Raw genomic sequence first — 20,312 nt, 5'->3', positions numbered from 1 at the left:
GATTGCGCCGCCCCCCAGCCTACAGCGCTTCTGCCAGCGCGTTCGCGAGGCGCACGAAGCCCGAGACCGGGATCTCTTCGGCCCGCGCCGTCGGCAACAGGCCTGCGGCCTCGATGATCGGCGTCGGCTCGGCGAGCACCGGCTTCAGGCTCTGGCGCAGCATCTTGCGACGCTGCCCGAAGGCGGCGAGCGTGACCCGCTCCAGCAGCCGGCGGTCGCAGGGCTCGGGGTGCTGCCGCGGCATGAGTTGCACGATCGAGGAGGTGATCTTCGGCGGCGGCACGAAAGCGGTCTTCGGCACATCGAACAGGATTTTCGCTTCGCAGCGCCAGCCGGCAAGCACCGCAAGGCGTCCGTAGGCGGCGCGCTGATCGGGCGTCGCGACGATGCGTTCCGCAACCTCGCGCTGGAACATCAGGGTCAGCGAACTCCACCAGGGCGGCCAGGGCTCGGCGCTGAGCCAGCCGACGAGCAGAGGCGTGCCGATATTATAGGGCAGGTTGGCGACGATCCGCGCTTCGCCGCCGCCAAGCAAATGCGAGAGGTCGACGGCGAGCGCGTCGCCGTCGACGACCTCTAGCCGCCCGGGATAGTGCGCCGCAATCTCGGCCAGCGCCGGCAGGCAGCGGCGGTCGCGCTCGATCGCGATCACGCGTTCGGCGCCGTTCGCCAGCAGCGCCCGTGTCAGTCCGCCGGGGCCAGGCCCGATCTCGACGACCGTCTGTCCGGCGAGCGGCCCGGCCGCCCGCGCGATCCGACCGGTCAGGTTGAGGTCGAACAGGAAGTTCTGGCCGAGCGCCTTCTGGGCCATCAGGCCATGGCGCTCGACCACCTCGCGTAGCGGCGGCAGCCCGTCCTGGGCAAGGCCATCCGATGCGCTCATGCCTGCGTCTCCATCTCGGCTTCCGCCATCCTGGCGGCGAGCCTCAGCGCCGCGCAAAGGCTGTCGGGCCGCGCCGTGCCCTTGCCGGCGATATCGAATGCGGTGCCATGGTCCGGCGAGGTCCGGATGAAGGGCAGGCCGAGCGTGACGTTGACCCCCTCGTCGAAGGCGATCGTCTTGATCGGGATCAGCGCCTGGTCGTGATACATGGCGAGCGCGACATCATAACTGGCGCGCGCCCTTTCATGGAACATCGTATCGGCCGGGTAGGGTCCGCTGGCGTCGATGCCGAGCGCGCGCAGTTCAGTGACCGCCGGGGCGACGACCGCATCGTCCTCGGATCCGAGCGCTCCGCCTTCGCCCGCATGCGGATTGAGCCCGCTCAGCGCCAGCCGGGGACGGGTGATACCGAAGCGCCGCGCAAGATCGGCCGCGACGATCTTTCCGGTCTCGACAATCAGTTCGGTGGTGAGCAGACCCGGCACGGCCGAGAGCGGCACATGGATCGTCACGGGTACGACGGCGAGCCCCTCCGACCAGATCATCATCACCGGCTGCGGCACGGCCTTGCCGCTGCGTCCGGCGAGCTCGGCGAGGAACTCGGTGTGGCCGGGATGGCTGAAGCCTGCGGCATAGAGCACGCTCTTGGCGATCGGGTTGGTGACGAGCGCCGCCGCCAGTCCGGATTCAACGGCTGCGACACCGCGCTCGATCGCTCCGATCACGCCCGCCGCATTGGCCGGGTTGGGCCTACCCGGCTCGGCGGGCGACGCTCCATCGATCTCGACAACCGGAAGTGCCTCGTCGAAGGCGGCGGTCGCCTCTTCCCACGTGACGCTCCGGACCGGTACCGCCAGCCCAAGCCGTTCTGCCAGCGCCTGCAGGGCAAGGGCATTACCGAGATAGGCGAAGGCCGGCAGCCGCTGCTGCCTGCGCAGCAGCCAGGCCATCAGGCTGATCTCCGGGCCGACCCCGGCGGGATCGCCCTGTGTCAGGGCCAAAAGATGATTGCGCAAGCGCGGCCTCCCTCCGGAGCGATGGCGAGACCGCGTCTTTACTTCGTCAGTTGCTGGCGACGCCGTCGCCAGAGCTGTTGGTGCCGAGATTCTGCGAATAGCTGATCTCGCCCAGGGTCCGCAGTTCGAGCCGGAACATCACGGTCCGCGTGTCGTCCTTCGCTCCCGCCTGCCGGTCGGCATAGGACTGCGTATAGGTCACGTCGAAGATCGTGCACTCGTCCTGGTATCGCAGCCCCGCAGACAGACCGGCCGTCTGGAACGGCCCGGTCTTGGGATAGACCGGGGCAGCATAGAGCGCCGGATTGAGCTGGTTGGCGACAAAGGCGTCGCGATAGCGCTCGCGGTCGTACTTGTACTTGTCGAGGTCGAACAGCACGCTACCGCGGACGCTCCAGTACTGCGCGAAGCTGAAGGACTGGCTCAGGCTGAGACCTTCACGCCGCCGCGGGATGCCGAGTTGCGGCTGCGGCTCGTAACGGCTGTAGCCGACGGTAGTCGCGAAGAGCTTGTGCGTGTAGGAGGCCGAGGCGTCGATGCGCTGCGCCTCCCAGTTCGACTCGTCGAACCTCGCTCCGCCCTGGAAGAGCAGCCCCTTGAACGGCTGGTACTGTGCGCGGGCGACGTAATCCGAGTTGCGGGTATCGAGGCCGGACTGGAGGCCGGTATTGACCAGATCGCCGGTCGCGTACGAGTTGCGGCCACCGAGATGGTAGGACTGGCCGAAGAGCAGATTGGCGTAGGAATCCTTGCCGAACGTACCGGAATAGCGCAGGCCGATATTGGCGCGGGTGCCGCCCTCGACCCGGTCGTAGCCCGAGAATTTGTTCCACTCGAACAGGTTGGTGTCGTCGAAGACCATGCTCTGCGCATCTTCGTTGGCGACGCGCATGCTGTTGGTTTCGTTCGGCCGGGCGACGATCTGAGCCACGGGCTCGAGAATGTGCGTGCCCCACGAGGTCGTGGCAACGAAGGGGTAGCGGTACATCAGGCCGGCCGCCGGCATCACCCGCCCGAACACGTCGTCCGTCGCGTCGGCGATCGTGCGGACATGGTAGTTGGTGTAGTCCGTCGTGTTCGGATTCACGGAGAAGATGTCGGCCCGCATCGAAGCGTAAGGCGTCCAGATCTGGCCGAACGAGTCGGTGAAATTACGCCGCCAGGCGACCTCGGCCGTCGCACGGGCGATGTTGCCAGCGAGGCCACGGATCAGGCAGCGGTCCTTCTGGTAGACGGCGCAGCCGTCGTACAAACCATAGCCGGCCATCGTCGGGGTCGCCGGGATGTTCAGGAGATATCGGTCCTGGTTCGGGATGCCCTGGAACGCCGCCGCCTCACGCGAAAGATGCGTGATGTTGACGGTGAAGGAGAGCTCGCCGCCGATCAGCGAGGGCTTGTGGAGCCGCTTGTTGTAGTCGACCACCGGTAGCGCGACTGGCTGCTGCTTCTGCCAGTCGAGATAGCTGAGCGGTTGGAAGTAGTAGCCCCGCATATCGAACCAGGCGTTGGCGCTCTGGCCGTTAAGCCCCACGCTCGACGTCGATTCCTGCAGGTAACTGCCGTTCGTGATGCTCTCGCTTCGGATGCGGTAATTCTTGTAGAAGAACCGGTCGGTCGAGCCGGCGATATCCCAGTTGAAGGTCCAGCGCGGATTGATGAAGACCTTGCCGGCGGTCTCGATCGAGCCGCGGAAATCATCGTCGCCCGCGCCGAAGGGGCTCTTCAGGAAAGCGTCCTTGTCCTGCTGGAAGATACCCGCGGCGCGGATGTTGTAGGAGCCGTTAGCGAAGCGATGGCGCCATTCGACCTCGCCGAGGAGACCCTGGCGGGACAGATAGGTCGGGGTCAGCGTGACGTCGTAGTTCGGCGCGAGATTGATGAAATAGGGCAGGCCGACGCCAACACCCAGCGCCGACGTGTTGATGAATTTCGGCGACAGGAATCCAGTCTTGCGCTTAACGGTCGCGTCCGGCCCCGACATGTAGGGGATATAGGCGATCGGAATGCCGGCGAACTCGAGCCGGGCATCCTCGTAATAGATCATCTGCTCGGATTTCTTGTGAATGATCCGGGCAGCGCGGACTTGCCAGAAGGGCGGCTTTTCAGGGTTCTCGGCGCAGGGTTCGCAGGCGGTGTAGATGCCCTTGTCGAAAACGAAGACCTCGCCGTCGGTGCGCTCGGCCCGCGGAGCCGAAAAGCGGGTCTTGTCGGTGTTCACGACGCGCAGCGAATCGATGAAGCCGTCGCGGAAGTCGTCGGTCAGATTGAAGCGGTCGCCGGTGATGACGGTGCCGTTAGACTCGGTGATGCGGGCGTTGCCGGTCGCCACGACGCGCTTGCTCATCCGGTCGTAGACGACGCGGTCGGCTTCGATGGTGCGGCCCTGATAGAGAATCTGGACGTCGCCGACGGCCGAGACCGTGTTCTTGTCCTTGTCGTAGACGAGCTCGCGCGCGTCCACGACCATACGCTCCTGCGGCTTGGCGGCGCTTTGCGCGAAGGCAAGGTTCGGTCCCGCGAAGACCGGCGCGAGCGTCGTCGCCAGCGCGGTCGCTGCGGCAAGGCGCGCGATGCGTCTCACGCCCGGAACCATGAACTCAATCCAAAATTAACCATAGGCACCGTACTATCAGCCGTCTTCCTGATGAAGGAGGGCAAGAGCGCCGAGCAGGCTGCCCACGATCGCGGGCAGCCACGCGGCCACCGGGGCGTTGATGATCCCCGATGAGCCCAACTCCTCAGATAGTTGCGTAGCCACATAGAGCATGAACCCGGCCGCCACGCCACCTACCACCAGCTTGGTAACACCACCAAACCGGAAAAATCTTAAGGAAACGGATGCAGCCACCAGAATCATCGCGATGAGCAGCAGCGGGCGGGCTTTCAGGGATTCGTAGCGCAATTCGTAGCGCGTCGTGTCGAGTCCGGCCTTGCGGGTCCGCTCGATCACGGTCGGCATCGACCAAAAGCCTACCGAGTCCGGTGGAGTGAAACTTTGCCGCACCTGCTCGGGCTCCAGATTGGTCGCGACGAGGTATGTCGTGTAGCTCTGTGGCTCTTCCATGACCGAGGTCACCCGGGCATCCGAAAGCTCCCAGTAGCCATGATGCAGCACCGCCTGGCGGGCCTCGATGCGCTCGCTGAAGCCGCCGTCCGGGGCGTAGTTGAAGAACGCGACCTGGGCGAGGCCTACGCCGTCCTCCAGAGCTGCTGCCGCCCTGATGATTGCCTGGCCATCAATGCTGCGCTGGCGAATCCAGATCTCCTTGCCGCTGGCTACCTGCCCGGTTCTGGCGAATAGCGAGGCTTCCAGTTTGGTGGCGCGCTGCTTCAGCTCGGCCGCGACGGGGTTGTAGATGCCGATCGAGATCAGACCGATCAGCCCTGCGACCAGGGCAGCCGGCTGCAGGAATTGCCAGGCCGAGATTCCGACCGAGCGGGCTACCACCAATTCGAGCTTCCGGCTCAGATTCAGCAGGGCGAACATTCCGCCGAAAAGGACGGCGAAGGGGAAGATCTGCTCGGCGACCGAAGGCGCGCGATAGAGCGCGAGCTGGATGATGCTCGGCGTGGTCGCGACCGGCGAGTCGCCGGCGCGGCGCATCAGTTCGACGAAGTCGAGCGTCAGGATCAGGAAGAAAAACGTCCCGAACACGCTCAATATGGCGCGGAAGAAGCGCTGGGTGAGATAGCGCCCAAAGGTCTTGAAGAGCAGCATCAGCTTCGCCGCCAGCGTGCCGAGATGGCGAGGAAAGGTGCGGCCAGCGAGTCCGTCAGCCGGTCGAGGACCGCTCGCGCCCGCGCGCCGAAGGCGATCATGCTTGCCGACACAGCGATGGTGACGAGCGGCAGCACATAGAGCAGCACGACCGCGAATCCAGAGCGGACGCTCGCGGTCCAGGCGGCGTAGGCACCGATTCTGATCGCCCCGACCAGCAGGATCGCGAGCTGGATGGCGACGGCGCGGCCCTGGCGGGTGGTGCGCGCCTCGCCGAGCACGGCGAAGGCGACCAGCATGAAGGCAATCGGGTAGAGCGGCGCCGAGAGACGGTTGTGCAGCTCGGCGCGGAAGCGGCCTTCCTGAATCTTGTAGTAGGGCTCATTCTTGTCCTGGGTCAGCAGCGCCCAGGTCGTTCGCTCGCGCGGCTTATAGATCACCTTGTCGCCGTCGCCGCCGCCGGCTCCGTCGGAATCGCCCGACAGGGCGGAGAGGTTGAGCGCATAGCGCTCGAACGAGATGATCGAGCTCGAGTTCCGGTCGCGGCTCTCGCGCTGGATCGTGCCTTTTTCCAGCATCAGGAAGCTGTTGCCGTCGGCTTCCGCGGTCTGGCCACGCTCGGCGATGTAGATGGCTGGTTGGTTCGGGTCGCGCCGGTCCTGCATGAAGATGCCGAGCAGGGCCTGGCCCGAGCGCTCGCGGTAGTGGAAGGTGACGCCGGAATCGAGTGAGACGAATTGGCCTTCCTTGACGACGTTTGCGACGAAGTCGGCACGGATCATGGTGATCAGGTCGCGCAAGGCGCGGAAGCCGGCCGGCATGACCGAGACCGACATCCAGCCAACCAGCGCCGCCGTCGCCAGCGTCAGCACCAGGAATGGCCGGGTCAGGCGCTTCGGCGCGACCCCGGTCGCATTCATAACGATCAGCTCGGAATCGCTGTTGAGCTTGTTGAGCGTGTAGAGGGTCGCCATGAACAGCGCGACCGGCGCGATGCCGGCGATCAGCGCCGGCAGCGAGAGCAGGGTCACGGTGAAGAAGATCACCACCGTCTGGCCCTTGCCGGTGATCAGGTCGACTTCGCGCAGGGCCTGCGTCACCCAGATGACGCTGGTCAGGCCGACGAGCAGGATGACCGTCGCCACCGCGGCAATCTTGAGGATGTAGCGGTCGAGCAGTCCAAAACGCACGCGGTTCGATCCTGGGCAGGCGGGCACAAGGGCGAAGGCGCTGCCCTTGGACGGCTCGCCTCGAAGCTCCTATGGTATAGCTTCGATCATGGCGCAAACGGGAATCGTTTGTGGCCGTCCCGCGCCATTGCCAGTCGATCCCGCCCCTTCCGTCCGCCCTCCGCCAATGTGAGCCGTCGATGTCGCAGCGCCTGAAGCTTGAGGTCAAAGCCCCGAACGCCGTCACCGGGGAGGATCTCGTCATCCTCGTCTCGGACAAGCTCGTGCCGGCGCAGGCCGCCGAGGAATGGCTGGGCGAGGGCGGTCGCAGCCTGATTGCCCGGGCGGCCGCGGCCGAGCGCTTCAAGGGCAAATCTCTCTCGGGCCTCACCGTCCTGGCACCCGAAGGGGCAAGCTACGAGCGGCTGATCCTGATCGGAACCGGGCCGGATGGCGAGCGCGACAAGCTCGATTTCGCCCTGCTCGGCGGCGCCATCGCCGGCCGGCTCGGCCATGGTCGCAGCGCCGACATCATCGCCGCCCTCCCGGAAAGCGAGCTCTCCGCCGCCGAGGTCGCCGAGATCGGCCTTGGCCTGAAGCTGCGTTCCTATGCCTTCAACCAGTACAAGACCAAGAGCCGCGAGGCTGAGCAGAGCGAGCCGAAGACCGCGATCCTGCGCGTCGCCGACCCGTCGGCTGTCAAGAAGGCGCTGAAGGCGCGCGAGGCGATCGCCGGTGGCGTAGAGCTCGCTCGCGATCTCGTGAACGAGCCGCCGAACGTGCTCTACCCCGAGGAGTTCGCCGACCGCGCGGCCAAGCTCGAGAAGCTTGGCGTCGAGGTCGAGATTCTCAACGAGAAGCAGCTGAAGAAGATCGGCATGCGCGCGCTGCTCGGCGTCGGCCAGGGCTCGCGGCGCGAGAGCCGCGTCGTGGTGATGCGCTGGAACGGCGCTGGCAAGGGCGAGCAGCCGGTCGCCTTCGTCGGCAAGGGTGTGACCTTCGACACCGGCGGCATCTCGATCAAGCCGGCTGGCGGCATGGAGGACATGAAGGGCGACATGGCGGGCGCCGCCTGCGTCACCGGGCTGATGCACGCGCTCGCGGCCCGGAAGGCCAAAGTCAACGCGGTCGGCGTCATCGGTCTCGTCGAGAACATGCCTGACGGCAACGCCCAGCGTCCCGGCGACATCGTGACCTCGCTCTCCGGCCAGACCATCGAGATCATCAATACCGATGCCGAAGGCCGGCTCGTGCTCGCCGACGTGCTCTGGTACACGCAGGAGCGCTTCAAGCCGGCCTTCATGGTCAACCTGGCGACGCTGACGGGCGCCATCCTGGTCGCGCTGGCGCAGGAGAATGCCGGCCTGTTCTCGAACAATGACGCGCTGGCCGAGCGGCTTTTCGCTGCCGGCAAGGCCACCGGCGAGACGGTCTGGCGCATGCCGCTCGGCGCAGCCTACGACAAGATGATCGATTCCAAGTTCGCCGACATGAAGAACTCGGCCGGGCGCCATGGCGGCTCGATCACCGCGGCGCAGTTCCTGCAGCGCCATGTCAACGACACGCCCTGGGCCCATCTGGACATCGCCGGAACCGGCATGGGGTCGCTCAGCACCGAGATCAACCGCTCCTGGGGCTCGGGCTGGGGCGTACGCCTGCTCGACCGGCTGGTGGCGGATCACTACGAGGCTTGATTCGCATTATCAGCCCGCGCGCGTAAGCTGCTGGAAAAGCCGGCGTCATGGCCGAGATCTGGTTCTACCATCTGCAGTCCCGTCCGCTCGAGCAGGTCTTGCCGACCTTGCTCGAGCGCTCGCTTGTGCGCGGCTGGAAGGTGGTCGTCGAGTGCTCCAGCCGCGAGCGTCTCGCCTCGCTCGACGACCGGCTCTGGACCTATGCTGACGATTCCTTCCTGCCGCACGGTACCGCCAGCGAGCCGGACGCCGCCGGCAACCCGATCGTGCTCACCACCGACTCGGACAATCCGAATGCGGCGCAGGTCCGTTTCTGCGTCGATGGTGTCCGCATTCCCGACGCATTGGACGCCTATGAGCGCGTCATCCTGATGTTCGACGGGGATGATCCGGAAGCTTTGGCTTCGGCCCGCGAGGACTGGAAGAAATTGCGAGCGCGGGGCCTGGCTGCGACCTATTGGCAGCAGGACGACACCGGCCGCTGGGAGAAGAAAGCGTGAAAATTCCTGTTGCCCTGGCCCTGGCGGCTGCGCTCGCCGGCTGTTCCGTCGACATGGGCGGGTATTCCTTCGTTTCCGACGAGCGCGGCACGCGCAGCAGCAGCGCCACGGCCCGCGTCTCGACGCAGGAGGCGATGCTGACGCCCGAAGGCGAATGCGCGGCCGATGTTTCGCTCGATCCGGCGACGCGACCACTGCCGAGGGAGATCGCGCCCGGCATCACCGAATGCGAGCTGGTCAGGCTGAAGGCCAAGCGGCCGACCGACGTGCTCATCGGCGAGAGCGGCAAGGGCCAGCGCGAGGTCCAGGTGCTCTATGCCGAGCCCGGCGGGCGCGAGATCTACATGTTCACCGACAACCGCCTGAGCCGCATCGTCAAGCCGGGGCAGCCCGAGCAGCAGGGCTAAGGCCGCTCATCGTGCTCAAGCCCGTTCTTTTGGAGCCGGGCACCTCGCCAAGCAGCACCTGAGCTTCACTAGGCAGAGGCGCCGAGGTCATTGGGCGCTGAAAGGGCGCTGCTTCAGAAGCACCTCCTTCACTTTTCCCAGCGCCGCGCGCTCATCGGCAACAAATATTCCGTCGGCCATGACCATTGCTGTCATGAGCTTCGGCAAGTGTTCACGCCACGTTTCATCGCCGAGAACGGCATCCATCGCGCGGGTGACTAGGGTGCGCGTCGGCACCAATTCCAGCAACTCCGCCGCGACCGATTCTGTGTCCAACTCGGAAGACGGTAGGTCGAGTCTCTCCGCGGCTCTCCGAACCAGATCCCATATCACCGCCTTTTCCTGAGTGGCGAAATGGCTGTCCGAAAGGGCAAGGAAAACGAGGAGAATCGCTACCGGTCGCGCGAGACGCTCAGCCGCCTTTCGTTGCGAAGGCGTCCATCGCAAACCGGCGGTGCCCGGTCGCTTGGCGTGGCGCCTGGGGAGGTTCCCGATTGGCCTAGGAGGGGCGGGGCGCATATTCTCGGGTTCCGGCCACTGGCTGCGACGCGAAAGCCTCGGGACGCCCTGGAAATACCGATATAGATTCCAGGTCAGAAAGGCGTCCTCAAGCGGGTGGTGCTTGTCGGTTACCCGCTCGAGGCCCAGGCGTTTGGCGCAGGCATCCAGGCCTGCCTTGCCGGGCCACGCCGATCTTGCCCGCTCCAGCGTGCAATAGACCGGCGCCGTCAGGGGCGGGAGGCCACATTTTCGAAACTCCCGATTGACGAAGTGGAGATCGAACTCGGCGTTGTGCATCACGAGCAAGTCGCTCTGTGAAAGCCAGCGATGAAGTTCGTCAGCATGGTCGGCGAACAAATCTTGAAACCGCGTCGTCCAATCATCCCAGCCATGGATGCGGGCGGCGCCGGGATGGCTGTCCTTGCGCGGGTCGAAGCAGCGATAGAGGGTTTCCGGCGTTTCGCTGTTTTCGCTCACCCGGATTGCCGCCAGCGTGACGATTCGATCGTATCGCTGAACGCCCGTGGTTTCCGTGTCGAGAATGACGATATGCTTAGATGTCATGGCCCAGTCCCCATTGCCATGAAACTGCGCCCTCGAAGGTAAGTCCAGCCGACAGGGAGTTTAGCGAGCACGGAGGCGCATTCAGGCGCTCTCCAGCTCTTCGCTCAGCGAGAGCCATTCCTCTTCGGCCGCGCCGAGAGCCTCGGCGAGTTCGGCGCGCTGGCGTGAGAGCTGCAGCGCCTTCTCGGGGTCGCGCGCGAAAGCCGCGCCATTGCCGAGTACTTCGTCGACCTTCTCGATCAGCCCGGTGAGCTTGGCGATTCGTGCCTCGGCGAGGTTGAGCTTCTGGCGCAGCGGCCCTTGCGCCGCGCGCTTCTGGGCGTTGCCCTTGCGATCCTCGGCCTTGCCGCCAGAGGGGGGCGCCTCCTGCTTGCCCGATTTCTCGCGCCGCGCCGCCTTGGCGCCGCCGAGCACCAGGCTGCGGTAATCCTCCATGTCGCCGTCGAAGCTCTTCACCGTGCCGTCGGCAACCAGCCAGAGCTGGTCGGCGCAGGCCTCGATCAGGAAGCGATCGTGGCTGACCAGAATCACGGCGCCGGGATAGTCGTTGATCGCCCTGACCAGCGCCGTGCGGCTGTCGATGTCGAGATGGTTGGTCGGCTCGTCGAGGATCATCAGATGCGGCCCGCCGAAGGTGGCGATGCCAAGCATCAGGCGAGCCTTCTCGCCGCCGGAGAGATTTTTCACCGGCGTGTCGGCCTTGGCTGCGGGAAAGCCGATCTGCGCCGTCCGGGCGCGGACCCGGGCCTCCGGCTGGTCCGGCATCAGCTCGCGGATATGGCCGACGGGCGTGTCCTCCATCCGGAGTTCGTCGAGCTGGTGCTGGGCGAAGTAGGCGGATTGGAGCTTGGACGAGCGTCGCATCTGGCCGGTCTTCGGCTCGAGCCGCCCGCCGATCAGCTTGCAGAAGGTCGACTTGCCGTTGCCGTTCGAGCCGAGCAGGGCGATGCGATCGTCGGGCGACAAGGTCAGGTTGAGCCGCGACAGGATGGTTCGGTCGCCATAGCCGGCGCTTGCGCCTTCGAGCACGACCATCGGCGGCGACAGCGGCCGTTCGGGTGCGGGGAAGGAGAAGGGCTGGACGTCGCGATCCTCGATGGTCGCGATCTCCTGCATCTTCTCCAGGCGTTTGACGCGCGATTGCGCCTGCCGCGCCTTGGTTGCCTTCGCCTTGAAGCGATCGACGAAGGCCTGGAGATGCTTGCGCTCGGCGTCCTGCTTCTCGCGCTGCCTGGCGAGATTGGCCTGCTTCTCGGCGCGGAGCTTCTCGAAGGCGCTGTAGCCGCCGCGATAGATCGTCAGCTTGCCCTGGTCGAGATGCAGGATGTGGTCGACGCAGGTGTCGAGCAGCTCGCGGTCATGGCTGACCACCAGCACGGTATGCGGATAGCGCTCGAGATAGTCGTAGAGCCAGAGCGTGCCTTCGAGGTCGAGATAGTTGGTCGGCTCGTCGAGCAGCAGCAGGTCGGGCTCGGAGAACAGCACCGCGGCGAGCGCGACGCGCATGCGCCAGCCACCCGAGAAGTCGGAACAGGGGCGCTGCTGCGCGGCCTCGTCGAAGCCGAGCCCATAGAGTACCGTCGCGGCGCGGGCCGGGGCGGAATGGGCGCCGATATCGGCGAGCCGGGTCTCGATCTCGGCGATGCGCAGCGGGTCCGTCGCGGTCTCGGACTCCTTCATCAGCGCGGAGCGCTCGGTATCGGCCGCCAGCACGACCTCGATCAGCGTTTCCGGTCCGCCGGGGGCCTCCTGCGCGACCCCGCCAATGCGCATGCCCCGCGGCAGGCTGACGCTGCCACCTTCGGGCGAAAGGTCGCCGGTGATGATGCGGAACAGGGTCGTCTTGCCGGTGCCGTTGCGGCCGACCAGCCCGACGCGCGCGCCTGTCGGCAGCGCCGCGCCGGCCTTGTCCAGCAGCAGCCTGTCGCCGAGCCGGTAGGTGATATCGCTGAGGGTGAGCATGGGCTGGCTTTAGGCAAACTTGTCGGCGCGATGCAAACACGAAATGGCCGGTGAGGGCGCAGACACGAATTCGACATATTCCAGCCATGCTGGAGCCCGCCGGCTACCGCACCTCGAAGCTTCGTGCAACGCACTGATTCGCAAAGAACAATCCATGCAGCTCGGCTTTCTTGTCCAGCGTCGGCGTCGCGTTTCGCTCATGGCTGTCTTCATCGTTCTTCTGGCCGTCGTCGTCGGCAGCGCCGCCGCACTCGCGGCGCTGACCCCGTCCCCGGGCTCTCTCCGCGGCAAGGCGGGGGCTCCGATCGGCCAAACCGGCAGCTTCAAGCAAAGTTAACCGGCTTAGGGTTGTATCGCCCGCAATCGACTGAAGATCGAGCGGGGATACAGAGCAGTGTTCAGCCTAAGGGTGCGGCTTCCCGCCGCCATGCTCGCGCTCGCCTGTCTTGCAGCGATAGCCGTCGGTGTCTCCGCCTATCTCGCCATCTCCAACTGGGCCCATGAAGCGGCGCGAGCGCGGCTGCATGCGCTGGCCGAGAGCCATTCGCGCGCCATCGAACGCCGACTCGTGCTGCTGCGGTCCGAACTCGCGGTGCAGGCCCGCAGCGCCTATACGGTCTCGGCGCTGGACGAGCTCGGCAAGTGGCTGGAGCTCGGCTCGCATGATCTCAACAGCATCCTCGCTCACTATCAGGGAGACGGGATGCGACCCGCGGCCGAGCGCATCGCGCTGACCGGCCAGGGCCACCAGCATGGCTATTCCTGGCGTCATGTCCGGATCCACGAGACCTATGCGGCGGCTCTGAAGCAGTTCAACTACGCCGACATCTACCTGGTCTCGATGAAGGGCAGGGTGGTCTACAGCGTCACCAAGGGCCCTGAATTCGGCCGTCTCCTCAGCGATCCGCAGCTCGCCGATACCGGGCTCGCCCATGTGGTCGATGAGGCCCGCCACAAGCCCGCCGGCACGCAGATACTGCGCGATTTCGCGCCCTACGAGTTGTTCGGCGGCGAACCCCGCGCCTTTCTGGCAGCGCCCTTCTACGACACTGAATCCGGGGAAACCGAGCAGAGCGGGACCATCGTCATCGCCGTCAATTCCGGGCTGATCGACGATGTGCTCCGCGCCAATGCTGCCGGGGTCGGTGAGATCGGTGTCTTCGTCATCGGCGATGACGGCATCATGCGTTCCAGCCCCTCGGCGCGCCGCGAGGCATCGGCGCCGCGCGATACGCTCGACCAGCGCCGGCTGGCCGCGCTTTCGGGTGATGCGTTGCTGCGGATGTCGAGCCTTGACGGCACGCCCCTCGTCGCCAGCGGCCAGAAGATCTCGGCCGGCGACTGGCACTGGCAGCTCTGGCTCACCGAGCCGGAACGCACCGCCTTCGCCGTCGTCGGCAAGATCCAGGGGGCGATCGTCACTGCGGGCCTGCTCGTCCTGGCGCCTCTGCTAGGCTTTGCGATCCTGCTCGGCTGGTCGGTGGCGAGGCCGATCGGTGGGCTCTCCGACGCGCTTGCCGGCATCGCAGCCGGCCGCACCGACCAGCCCATACCCGGCGCCCAACGACGCGACGAGATCGGCGGCATCGCCGCCTCGATCGGCGTGATCCGCGAGACATTGCAGCGCGAGGCGCAATGGCGCGAGGCGCAGCAGGAGACGCGCCGCGCCGAGGCCGACCGGCATCGCCGCAGCCTGCTCGGCGAACTTGCCGGCGAGCTCGAGCAATCGGTCCGCACCGTCAGCGCGTCCGTCGCGACGGCGGCAGGGGCGCTCGCCGCCACTGCCGACCAGCTCAGCGAGAGCGCCAGCGAGGCCAGGACTGGCGCCGCCGACGCCGATGTCTCGACCGGCAATGCGATCGCCCGGGTCCACTCGATCGAGCGCGCGGCGCAGGATCTGCTCGGCGCCGTAGACAGCCTGTCGGCCGAAGTCCGCCACTCCGATCTCACGGCGGGGCAGGCGCACAGGCACGCCGACGAGGTCAGCCAGGTCGTCGACGGGCTGGCCACGGGCGCGGCTCGTGTCTCCGAGGTCGTCGGCCTGATCTCGGCCATTGCCGGCCAGACCAATCTGCTCGCCCTCAACGCGACCATCGAGGCGGCTCGGGCCGGCGAGGCGGGAAGGGGCTTTGCCGTCGTCGCCGCCGAGGTGAAGTCGCTCGCGACCCAGACCGCCGGTGCCACTCAGGATATCGCGCTACAGATCGACGCGATGAACCGGGCGACCGCCGCCACGGTCGAAGGCATGGCCGGGATTCGGGCCATGGTGCAGGAGCTGAGCGAGGCGACGCGGCGCACCGCGCACACCATGCTGCGCCAGCACGAGGCGACGCATGCCATTGCCGCCGACGTCGTCGCCGCGACGCAGGAGATCGTCCAGATCGGCCAGGCGACGGGGCAGGTGGCGCTCGCCTCGCACCAGACGGCCGGCTCGGCCGAGGCCGTGCTGGCCGCAGCGGGCGAGCTGACTGGGCTGGCGCAGGCGCTCGAAGGCCGCGTCGACCGGCTGATCGCCGAACTTCGCGTCGCCTGAGCGCTTGTCGTCGCTCAGCGCTTTGGCTAACGCTGGCGCATGCGTACCGCCTTCTACACCGGCTCCTTCGATCCCGTGACCAACGGCCATGCCGACGTCATCGCGGCGGCGTCCAAACTATGCGACCGGCTCGTGCTCGCGATCGGCGTCCACCCCGGAAAGAAGCCGGTGCTTTCCGTCGAGCAGCGTGCCGCGCTGCTGCGTGTCGTCGCGCAGCCGTTGGCGGAGGCGGCCGGCGCGAGCTTCGAGGTCGTGACCTTCGATGATCTGGCCGTCGACGCGGCCCGCAAGGCCGGGGCGAGCATCATCATCCGCGGGCTGCGCGACGGTACCGATCTCGACTACGAGATGCAGATGGTCGGCATGAATGCGGCGATGGCGCCGGAGCTGCAGACCGTGTTTCTGCCGGCGACGCCGCTGACCCGCCATATCACCGCCACCCTGGTGCGCCAGATCGCTGCCATGGGCGGCGATATCTCGGCCTTCGTGCCGGCGCCGGTCGAACACGCGCTGAAGGCTGCCTTCGCCACCAAGGCGTGAGGGCGCTGTCCAGCGTTTAAGGCACTCGCCGGGTTGCAATTTCGCGACCGGGATGGTGTTTCTGAAGCCTTGCCGACTCGCTGCGCCGTCCGGCGCAAACTCCTCCTGAAGAGCCCTGCGATGCGCCTCTCCCGCTATTTCCTGCCGATCCTGCGCGATACGCCCAAGGAGGCCGAGATCGTCTCGCATCGGCTGATGCTGCGCGCTGGCATGATCCGCCAGCAATCGGCCGGCATCTACTCCTGGCTGCCGCTGGGCCTGCGCGTCCTCAACAAGATCAGCGCCGTGGTCCGCGAGGAGCAGAACCGCGCCGGCGCCGTCGAGATCCTGATGCCGACGATCCAGTCGGCCGATCTCTGGCGCGAGAGCGGACGCTATGACGCCTATGGCAAGGAGATGCTGCGGCTCAAGGACCGGCACGACCGCGAGATGCTCTACGGCCCGACCAACGAGGAGATGGTCACCGAGATCTTCCGGTCCTACGTCAAGTCCTACAAGGACCTGCCGCTCAACCTCTACCACATCCAGTGGAAGTTCCGGGACGAAGTCCGTCCGCGCTTCGGCGTGATGCGCGGCCGCGAGTTCCTGATGAAGGACGCCTATTCCTTCGACCTCGACCAGGCCGGCGCGCGCCATGCCTACAACCGGATGTTCACCGCCTATCTGCGCACCTTCGCGCGGCTCGGCCTGAAGGCGATCCCGATGCGGGCCGACACCGGCCCGATCGGCGGCGACCTGTCCCACGAGTTCATCGTGCTCGCCTCGACCGGCGAGAGCGAGGTTTTCTGCCATCAGGACTATCTCGGCTTCGAGACGCCGTCGGCTGACACCAATTTCGACAGCGTCGCCGGGCTGCAGGGCGTCGTCGACAAGTGGACGAGCCTCTACGCCGCCACCGAGGAGATGCACGACAAGGCGGCCTTCGACGCCATTCCGACCGACAAGCAGGTTTCGGCCCGCGGCATCGAGGTCGGCCACATCTTCTATTTCGGCACCAAGTACTCCGAGCCGATGGGCGCGACGGTCGCCGGCCCGGACGGGCGCGAGACGCCGGTCCATATGGGCTCCTACGGCATCGGCCCGAGCCGGCTCGTCGCCGCGCTGATCGAGGCCGGCCATGACGAGGCCGGCATCGTCTGGCCCGACGAGATCGCGCCCTTCGACATCGCGATCCTCAACCTGAAGACTGGCGATGCCGCGACCGATGCCGCCTGCGAGCAGCTCTACAAGGGCCTCGCCGCCAAGGGCTACGACATGCTCTATGACGACCGCGACGAGCGACCGGGCGGCAAGTTTGCCACTGCCGATCTGATCGGCATGCCCTGGCAGGTGATCGTCGGGCCGAAATCCCTCGCCGAAGGCAAGGTCGAGCTGAAGCGGCGCGCCGGCGGCGAACGCGAGCTGGTTTCGCTGGAGGCGGCCCTGGCCCGCTTCCCCGGCAAGAGCGTGTGAGCGGGGCGCGGCGATGAGCATGGCCAGCGAGGCGCCTCCTGCTGCAGCGGCGCCCACCGGCACGAAGCCCTTTGCCGGCTTCGAATGGTTGCTCGCCGGACGCTATCTGCGCACGCGCCGCCGCGAAGGCTTCGTCTCGGTCATCGCCGGCTTCTCGTTCCTCGGCATCCTGCTCGGCGTCGCCACGCTGATCATCGTGATGTCGGTGATGAACGGCTTCCGCAAGGAGCTGCTGGAGAAGATCGTCGGCGTCAACGGCCACATCTTCGCGACCCCGATCGATCGGCCGCTCGACGATTACGAGGCGGTGGCGCAGCGGCTGCGCAAGGTGCCCGGCATCAAGTTCGCGATCCCGCTGGTCGAGGGGCAGGCGTTGGCCTCCTCGCAGGTCGGCAATGGCGGCGTGCTGGTGCGCGGCATCTCGGAGGAGGACATCAAGTCGATCCCCTTCGTCGCCAACAACATCAAGCAGGGCACGCTCGACGGTTTCGGGGCGTCCGGCGGCGTCGCCATCGGCCGGCGGCTCGCAGGCTCGCTCGGCCTGCAGGCCGGCGACACCATCACCATCGTCACGCCGCGCGGGGCTTCGACGCCCTTCGGCACGGCGCCGCGGATCAAGGCCTATCCGATCACGGCGATCTTCGAGATCGGCATGTCGGAGTTCGACGCCTCCTTCGTCTTCATGCCGCTCGGCGAGAGCCAGGCCTATTTCAACCGCGACGGTGACGTGAACGTCATCGAGATCTTCATCGACAATCCCGACCAGACACAGGCGGTGCGCGATGCGATCGAGGCAGATGCGCCGCGCCCGCTCGTGCTGTCCGACTGGCGCCAGCGCAACCGAACCTTCTTCAACGCGCTCGAGGTCGAGCGCAATGTGATGTTCATCATCCTGACGCTGATCGTGCTGGTCGCGACGCTGAATATCGTCTCGGGCCTCATCATGCTGGTGAAGGACAAGACCGAGGACATCGCGATCATGCGCACCATGGGCGCCTCGCGCGGCACGGTCCTCCGGGTTTTCCTGATCACGGGGGCGGCGATCGGCGTCTTCGGCACCATAGCCGGCTTCATCCTGGGCGTAGTCTTCGCCAAGAACATCCAGACCATCAACAAGGGGCTGAGCAGCCTGCTGGGCGTCAATCCCTGGGACCCGACGGTGCGCTTCCTCAGCGACATTCCCTCGGTGATCGACTGGCGCGAAGTCGCCGTCGTCGTGGTGATGACGCTCGTCCTGTCGCTGCTGGCGACGCTCTATCCGGCCTGGAAGGCGGCGCGGCTCGACCCCGTCAAAGCCTTGCGGATGGGCTGAGGAGCAGAAGGCTGATGGCAACCGAAACCCCCGCGCTCTTCCTCTCGCAGATCGAGCGCTTCTATCCGCAGACCGATGGGCCGCTGGAGATTCTGCGCAAGGCCGATTTCGCGATCTGGCCCGGCGAGATGGTGGCGCTCGTGGCGCCGAGCGGGACCGGCAAGTCGACCTTGCTCCATGTCGCCGGCCTGCTGGAGAGCCCCGATGCCGGCGAAGTCTTCGTAGGCGGTGTTGCGACCTCGCAGCTCGACGACAAGGACCTGACCCGGCTGCGGCGCACCGAGATCGGATTCGTCTACCAGTTCCACCACCTCCTGCCCGAATTCACCGCGCTGGAGAACGTGGTGCTGCCGCAGCGCATTCGCGGCCTCGGCAAGCAGGAGGCGTCCGAGCGGGCGACGGAGCTGCTGACCTTCCTCGGGCTGGGGGACCGGCTGGACCATCTGCCGAGCGAATTGTCGGGCGGCGAGCAGCAGCGCGTCGCCATCGGCCGCGCCGTCGCCAACGCGCCGCGCCTGCTCCTGGCCGACGAGCCGACCGGCAATCTCGACCCGCACACCTCGCTGCACGTGTTCGGCACGCTGGTGGCGCTGGCCCGGGCCTCCGGGCTAGCGGCGCTGATCGCGACCCATAATCTCGATCTGGCCTATCGCATGGACCGGCGCGTCACCATCCGCGAGGGGCTGGTCGTCCCGCTCGACTGAGGCCGGGCCGCGGGACGGCGGCGACCGGGTCGAGGCTGCTTGACCGACGCATGCGCCGCGCGTGCATGGCAGATTGCAGGACCGCCCGGCCGGGCGCTTGGTTCCGGTTCGGAACCGCGCAAGCCTCTGGCCTGGTCAGGACGACCTTGCTTTCCGGCGCGGCGCGACGACGATCAGGCCGGCGACGACGATCACCGCGATCCCGGCCCAGGTCGCCGGCGCCGGAAAGTCGCCGAACACTGCAAGCCCCAGAATGGTCGCGCCGACCAGCTCGAGATAGACCAGCGGCGACAGCGTCGAGACCTGGGCGAAGCGGAAGGCGCTGATCGTCATCAGATTGCTGGCCGCCGAAACCAGGCCCATGAGCAGGATCAGCATGAGGCCCTCGCGGTCGGGCACGCTCCATTGGAAGGCGACGAAGGGCGTCAGCATGGCGATGCCGAGGATCAGTTGCAGCGTCAGGGTCGATAGCGGCGAGGAGGCCTTCGCCGTGGCGCGCGTCATCACGAGATAGCAGGCCATCAGCGCTCCCGAGAGCAGAGCGATCAGCGTGCCGCTGCTGGTCTCGGCGCCCGGACGCACGACCAGCAACGCACCGGCGAAGCCGAGCCCGACCGCCGCGAGGCGGCGCCAGTCGAGCCGCTCGCGCAGGATCGCGGTCGCGAGCAGGGTCGCGATGATCGGGGCGATGAAGTAGGCGCCGAGCGCATCGGCGAGCGGCACATGCTTGATGGCCATGAAGTACGAGGTCATGGCGCCGACGAGGAAGACGGTCCGGACGATCTGGGGCAGGAGCTGCCCGCGCGCGACCAGCGGCTCGGGCGAACGCCACTGCGCGACGGCCACGATCGGAAGCAGGAAGCCGAGCGCCGCGACATAGCGGGCCCAGCTCAGGAAGACGGCCGAATGCGCGCCGCTGAGATATTTCGCGATCGCGTCCGAACTCGGGATGATCAGCATCGATCCCGCCATCAGCGCGATGCCGAGCGCCGTGTTGCGCCCGTGATCGGTCTGGCTCTTGCGGGGGCTCGTCGTCGCGGCCGCCTCGTTCCCGGTTTCGCGCGCGCTGGTCTTCTGATGCGTATCCATAAGCGGGGGTCTCGGCCGGCTCGGCTCCGCGGTCATGGATGCGAAGCCCGTGCCGGCTTGGCGTGGAGCTGCCTTCGGCGCAAGTCTGTCGAAGCTGCAGAAAGGTTTTGTTAACCGCTGTCGAATGCGAGGCAGATGGAACTAACCTACCGGCATTGACGAGAACAAAAGAGGAACTAATCTGAACATAGATCGAACGAAGGAGATCGACATGCTGATCGCTCGCAAG

17 protein-coding genes are annotated in these 20,312 nt (G+C 66.5%); 9 read left to right on the top strand and 8 right to left on the bottom strand.

The window, feature by feature from the left end:
• Window positions 1-19 precede the first annotated feature (19 nt).
• Genes rsmA through lptF form a run of 5 tightly spaced genes read right to left on the bottom strand, consistent with a single transcriptional unit; the run spans window position 20 to window position 6,807 of the window.
• Window positions 20-883: a 16S rRNA (adenine(1518)-N(6)/adenine(1519)-N(6))-dimethyltransferase RsmA gene (rsmA, locus tag AC1REK_RS11620; RefSeq protein ID WP_492267924.1), complete on the bottom strand. Its 864-nt coding sequence runs from the start codon at window positions 881-883 to the stop codon at window positions 20-22.
• Window positions 880-1,899, bottom strand: coding sequence for a 4-hydroxythreonine-4-phosphate dehydrogenase PdxA (pdxA, locus tag AC1REK_RS11615; protein WP_492267925.1), 1,020 nt, complete (start codon window positions 1,897-1,899; stop codon window positions 880-882). Before pdxA ends, rsmA begins: the two co-directional genes overlap by 4 nt.
• 46 nt (window positions 1,900-1,945) lie before the next feature.
• Window positions 1,946-4,480, bottom strand: coding sequence for an LPS-assembly protein LptD (locus tag AC1REK_RS11610; protein WP_492267926.1), 2,535 nt, complete (start codon window positions 4,478-4,480; stop codon window positions 1,946-1,948).
• A 48-nt stretch (window positions 4,481-4,528) separates the two neighbouring features.
• Complete coding sequence (gene lptG / locus AC1REK_RS11605) at window positions 4,529-5,617, bottom strand: LPS export ABC transporter permease LptG (protein WP_492267927.1); 1,089 nt, start codon at window positions 5,615-5,617, stop codon at window positions 4,529-4,531.
• Window positions 5,617-6,807, bottom strand: a complete 1,191-nt coding sequence (lptF, locus tag AC1REK_RS11600; RefSeq protein ID WP_327521487.1) for an LPS export ABC transporter permease LptF — start codon at window positions 6,805-6,807, stop codon at window positions 5,617-5,619. The genes lptG and lptF overlap by 1 nt, the downstream gene beginning before the upstream one ends.
• 179 nt (window positions 6,808-6,986) lie before the next feature.
• Between lptF and AC1REK_RS11595 the strand changes: the two genes are divergently transcribed.
• Genes AC1REK_RS11595 through AC1REK_RS11585 form a run of 3 tightly spaced genes read left to right on the top strand, consistent with a single transcriptional unit; the run spans window position 6,987 to window position 9,387 of the window.
• Complete coding sequence (locus AC1REK_RS11595) at window positions 6,987-8,480, top strand: leucyl aminopeptidase (protein WP_492267928.1); 1,494 nt, start codon at window positions 6,987-6,989, stop codon at window positions 8,478-8,480.
• A gap of 47 nt (window positions 8,481-8,527) precedes the next feature.
• Complete coding sequence (locus AC1REK_RS11590; RefSeq protein WP_327521485.1) at window positions 8,528-8,980, top strand: DNA polymerase III subunit chi; 453 nt, start codon at window positions 8,528-8,530, stop codon at window positions 8,978-8,980.
• Window positions 8,977-9,387 carry a hypothetical protein gene (locus tag AC1REK_RS11585; RefSeq protein WP_327521484.1) on the top strand — a complete coding sequence of 137 codons (411 nt, stop codon included), beginning with the start codon at window positions 8,977-8,979 and terminating at the stop codon, window positions 9,385-9,387. The genes AC1REK_RS11590 and AC1REK_RS11585 overlap by 4 nt, the downstream gene beginning before the upstream one ends.
• Window positions 9,388-9,474: 87 nt before the next feature.
• Here AC1REK_RS11585 and AC1REK_RS11580 read toward each other — a convergent pair whose 3' ends face one another.
• Window positions 9,475-10,491, bottom strand: coding sequence for an exonuclease domain-containing protein (locus tag AC1REK_RS11580; RefSeq protein WP_327521483.1), 1,017 nt, complete (start codon window positions 10,489-10,491; stop codon window positions 9,475-9,477).
• Between the two features lie 81 nt (window positions 10,492-10,572).
• On the bottom strand, window positions 10,573-12,453 hold the full coding sequence (locus AC1REK_RS11575) for an ABC-F family ATP-binding cassette domain-containing protein (protein WP_492267929.1): 1,881 nt from the start codon (window positions 12,451-12,453) through the stop codon (window positions 10,573-10,575).
• Window positions 12,454-12,607: 154 nt separating this feature from the next.
• On the opposite strand from AC1REK_RS11575, the gene AC1REK_RS11570 reads away from it, so the two are divergent.
• The 6 genes from AC1REK_RS11570 (at window position 12,608) to AC1REK_RS11545 (ending at window position 18,994) form a co-directional block, all read left to right on the top strand.
• Window positions 12,608-12,790, top strand: coding sequence for a hypothetical protein (locus tag AC1REK_RS11570; RefSeq protein ID WP_492267930.1), 183 nt, complete (start codon window positions 12,608-12,610; stop codon window positions 12,788-12,790).
• Window positions 12,791-12,847: 57 nt separating this feature from the next.
• Complete coding sequence (locus AC1REK_RS11565) at window positions 12,848-14,986, top strand: methyl-accepting chemotaxis protein (protein WP_492267931.1); 2,139 nt, start codon at window positions 12,848-12,850, stop codon at window positions 14,984-14,986.
• A 39-nt stretch (window positions 14,987-15,025) separates the two neighbouring features.
• A complete protein-coding gene (coaD, locus tag AC1REK_RS11560) occupies window positions 15,026-15,526 on the top strand; it encodes a pantetheine-phosphate adenylyltransferase (protein WP_492267932.1) in 501 nt (166 codons plus the stop codon).
• A 120-nt stretch (window positions 15,527-15,646) separates the two neighbouring features.
• Window positions 15,647-16,978 (top strand): proline--tRNA ligase, encoded by a 1,332-nt coding sequence (gene proS, locus AC1REK_RS11555; protein WP_492267933.1) that lies wholly within the window; start codon window positions 15,647-15,649, stop codon window positions 16,976-16,978.
• A 13-nt stretch (window positions 16,979-16,991) separates the two neighbouring features.
• The gene (locus tag AC1REK_RS11550) at window positions 16,992-18,290 is read left to right on the top strand and encodes a lipoprotein-releasing ABC transporter permease subunit (protein ID WP_492267934.1); all 1,299 of its coding nucleotides are present in this window, start codon (window positions 16,992-16,994) and stop codon (window positions 18,288-18,290) included.
• Between the two features lie 14 nt (window positions 18,291-18,304).
• Window positions 18,305-18,994, top strand: coding sequence for an ABC transporter ATP-binding protein (locus AC1REK_RS11545; protein WP_327521478.1), 690 nt, complete (start codon window positions 18,305-18,307; stop codon window positions 18,992-18,994).
• A 135-nt stretch (window positions 18,995-19,129) separates the two neighbouring features.
• Here the strand turns inward: AC1REK_RS11545 and AC1REK_RS11540 are convergent, their stop codons facing one another.
• Window positions 19,130-20,083: a DMT family transporter gene (locus AC1REK_RS11540; protein WP_492267935.1), complete on the bottom strand. Its 954-nt coding sequence runs from the start codon at window positions 20,081-20,083 to the stop codon at window positions 19,130-19,132.
• Window positions 20,084-20,312: the final 229 nt, after the last annotated feature.

The sequence above is a fragment of the Allobosea sp. GW823-FHT02B03 genome, assembly GCF_058797755.1.
This window is presented reverse-complemented; position numbering and strand designations above follow the sequence as displayed.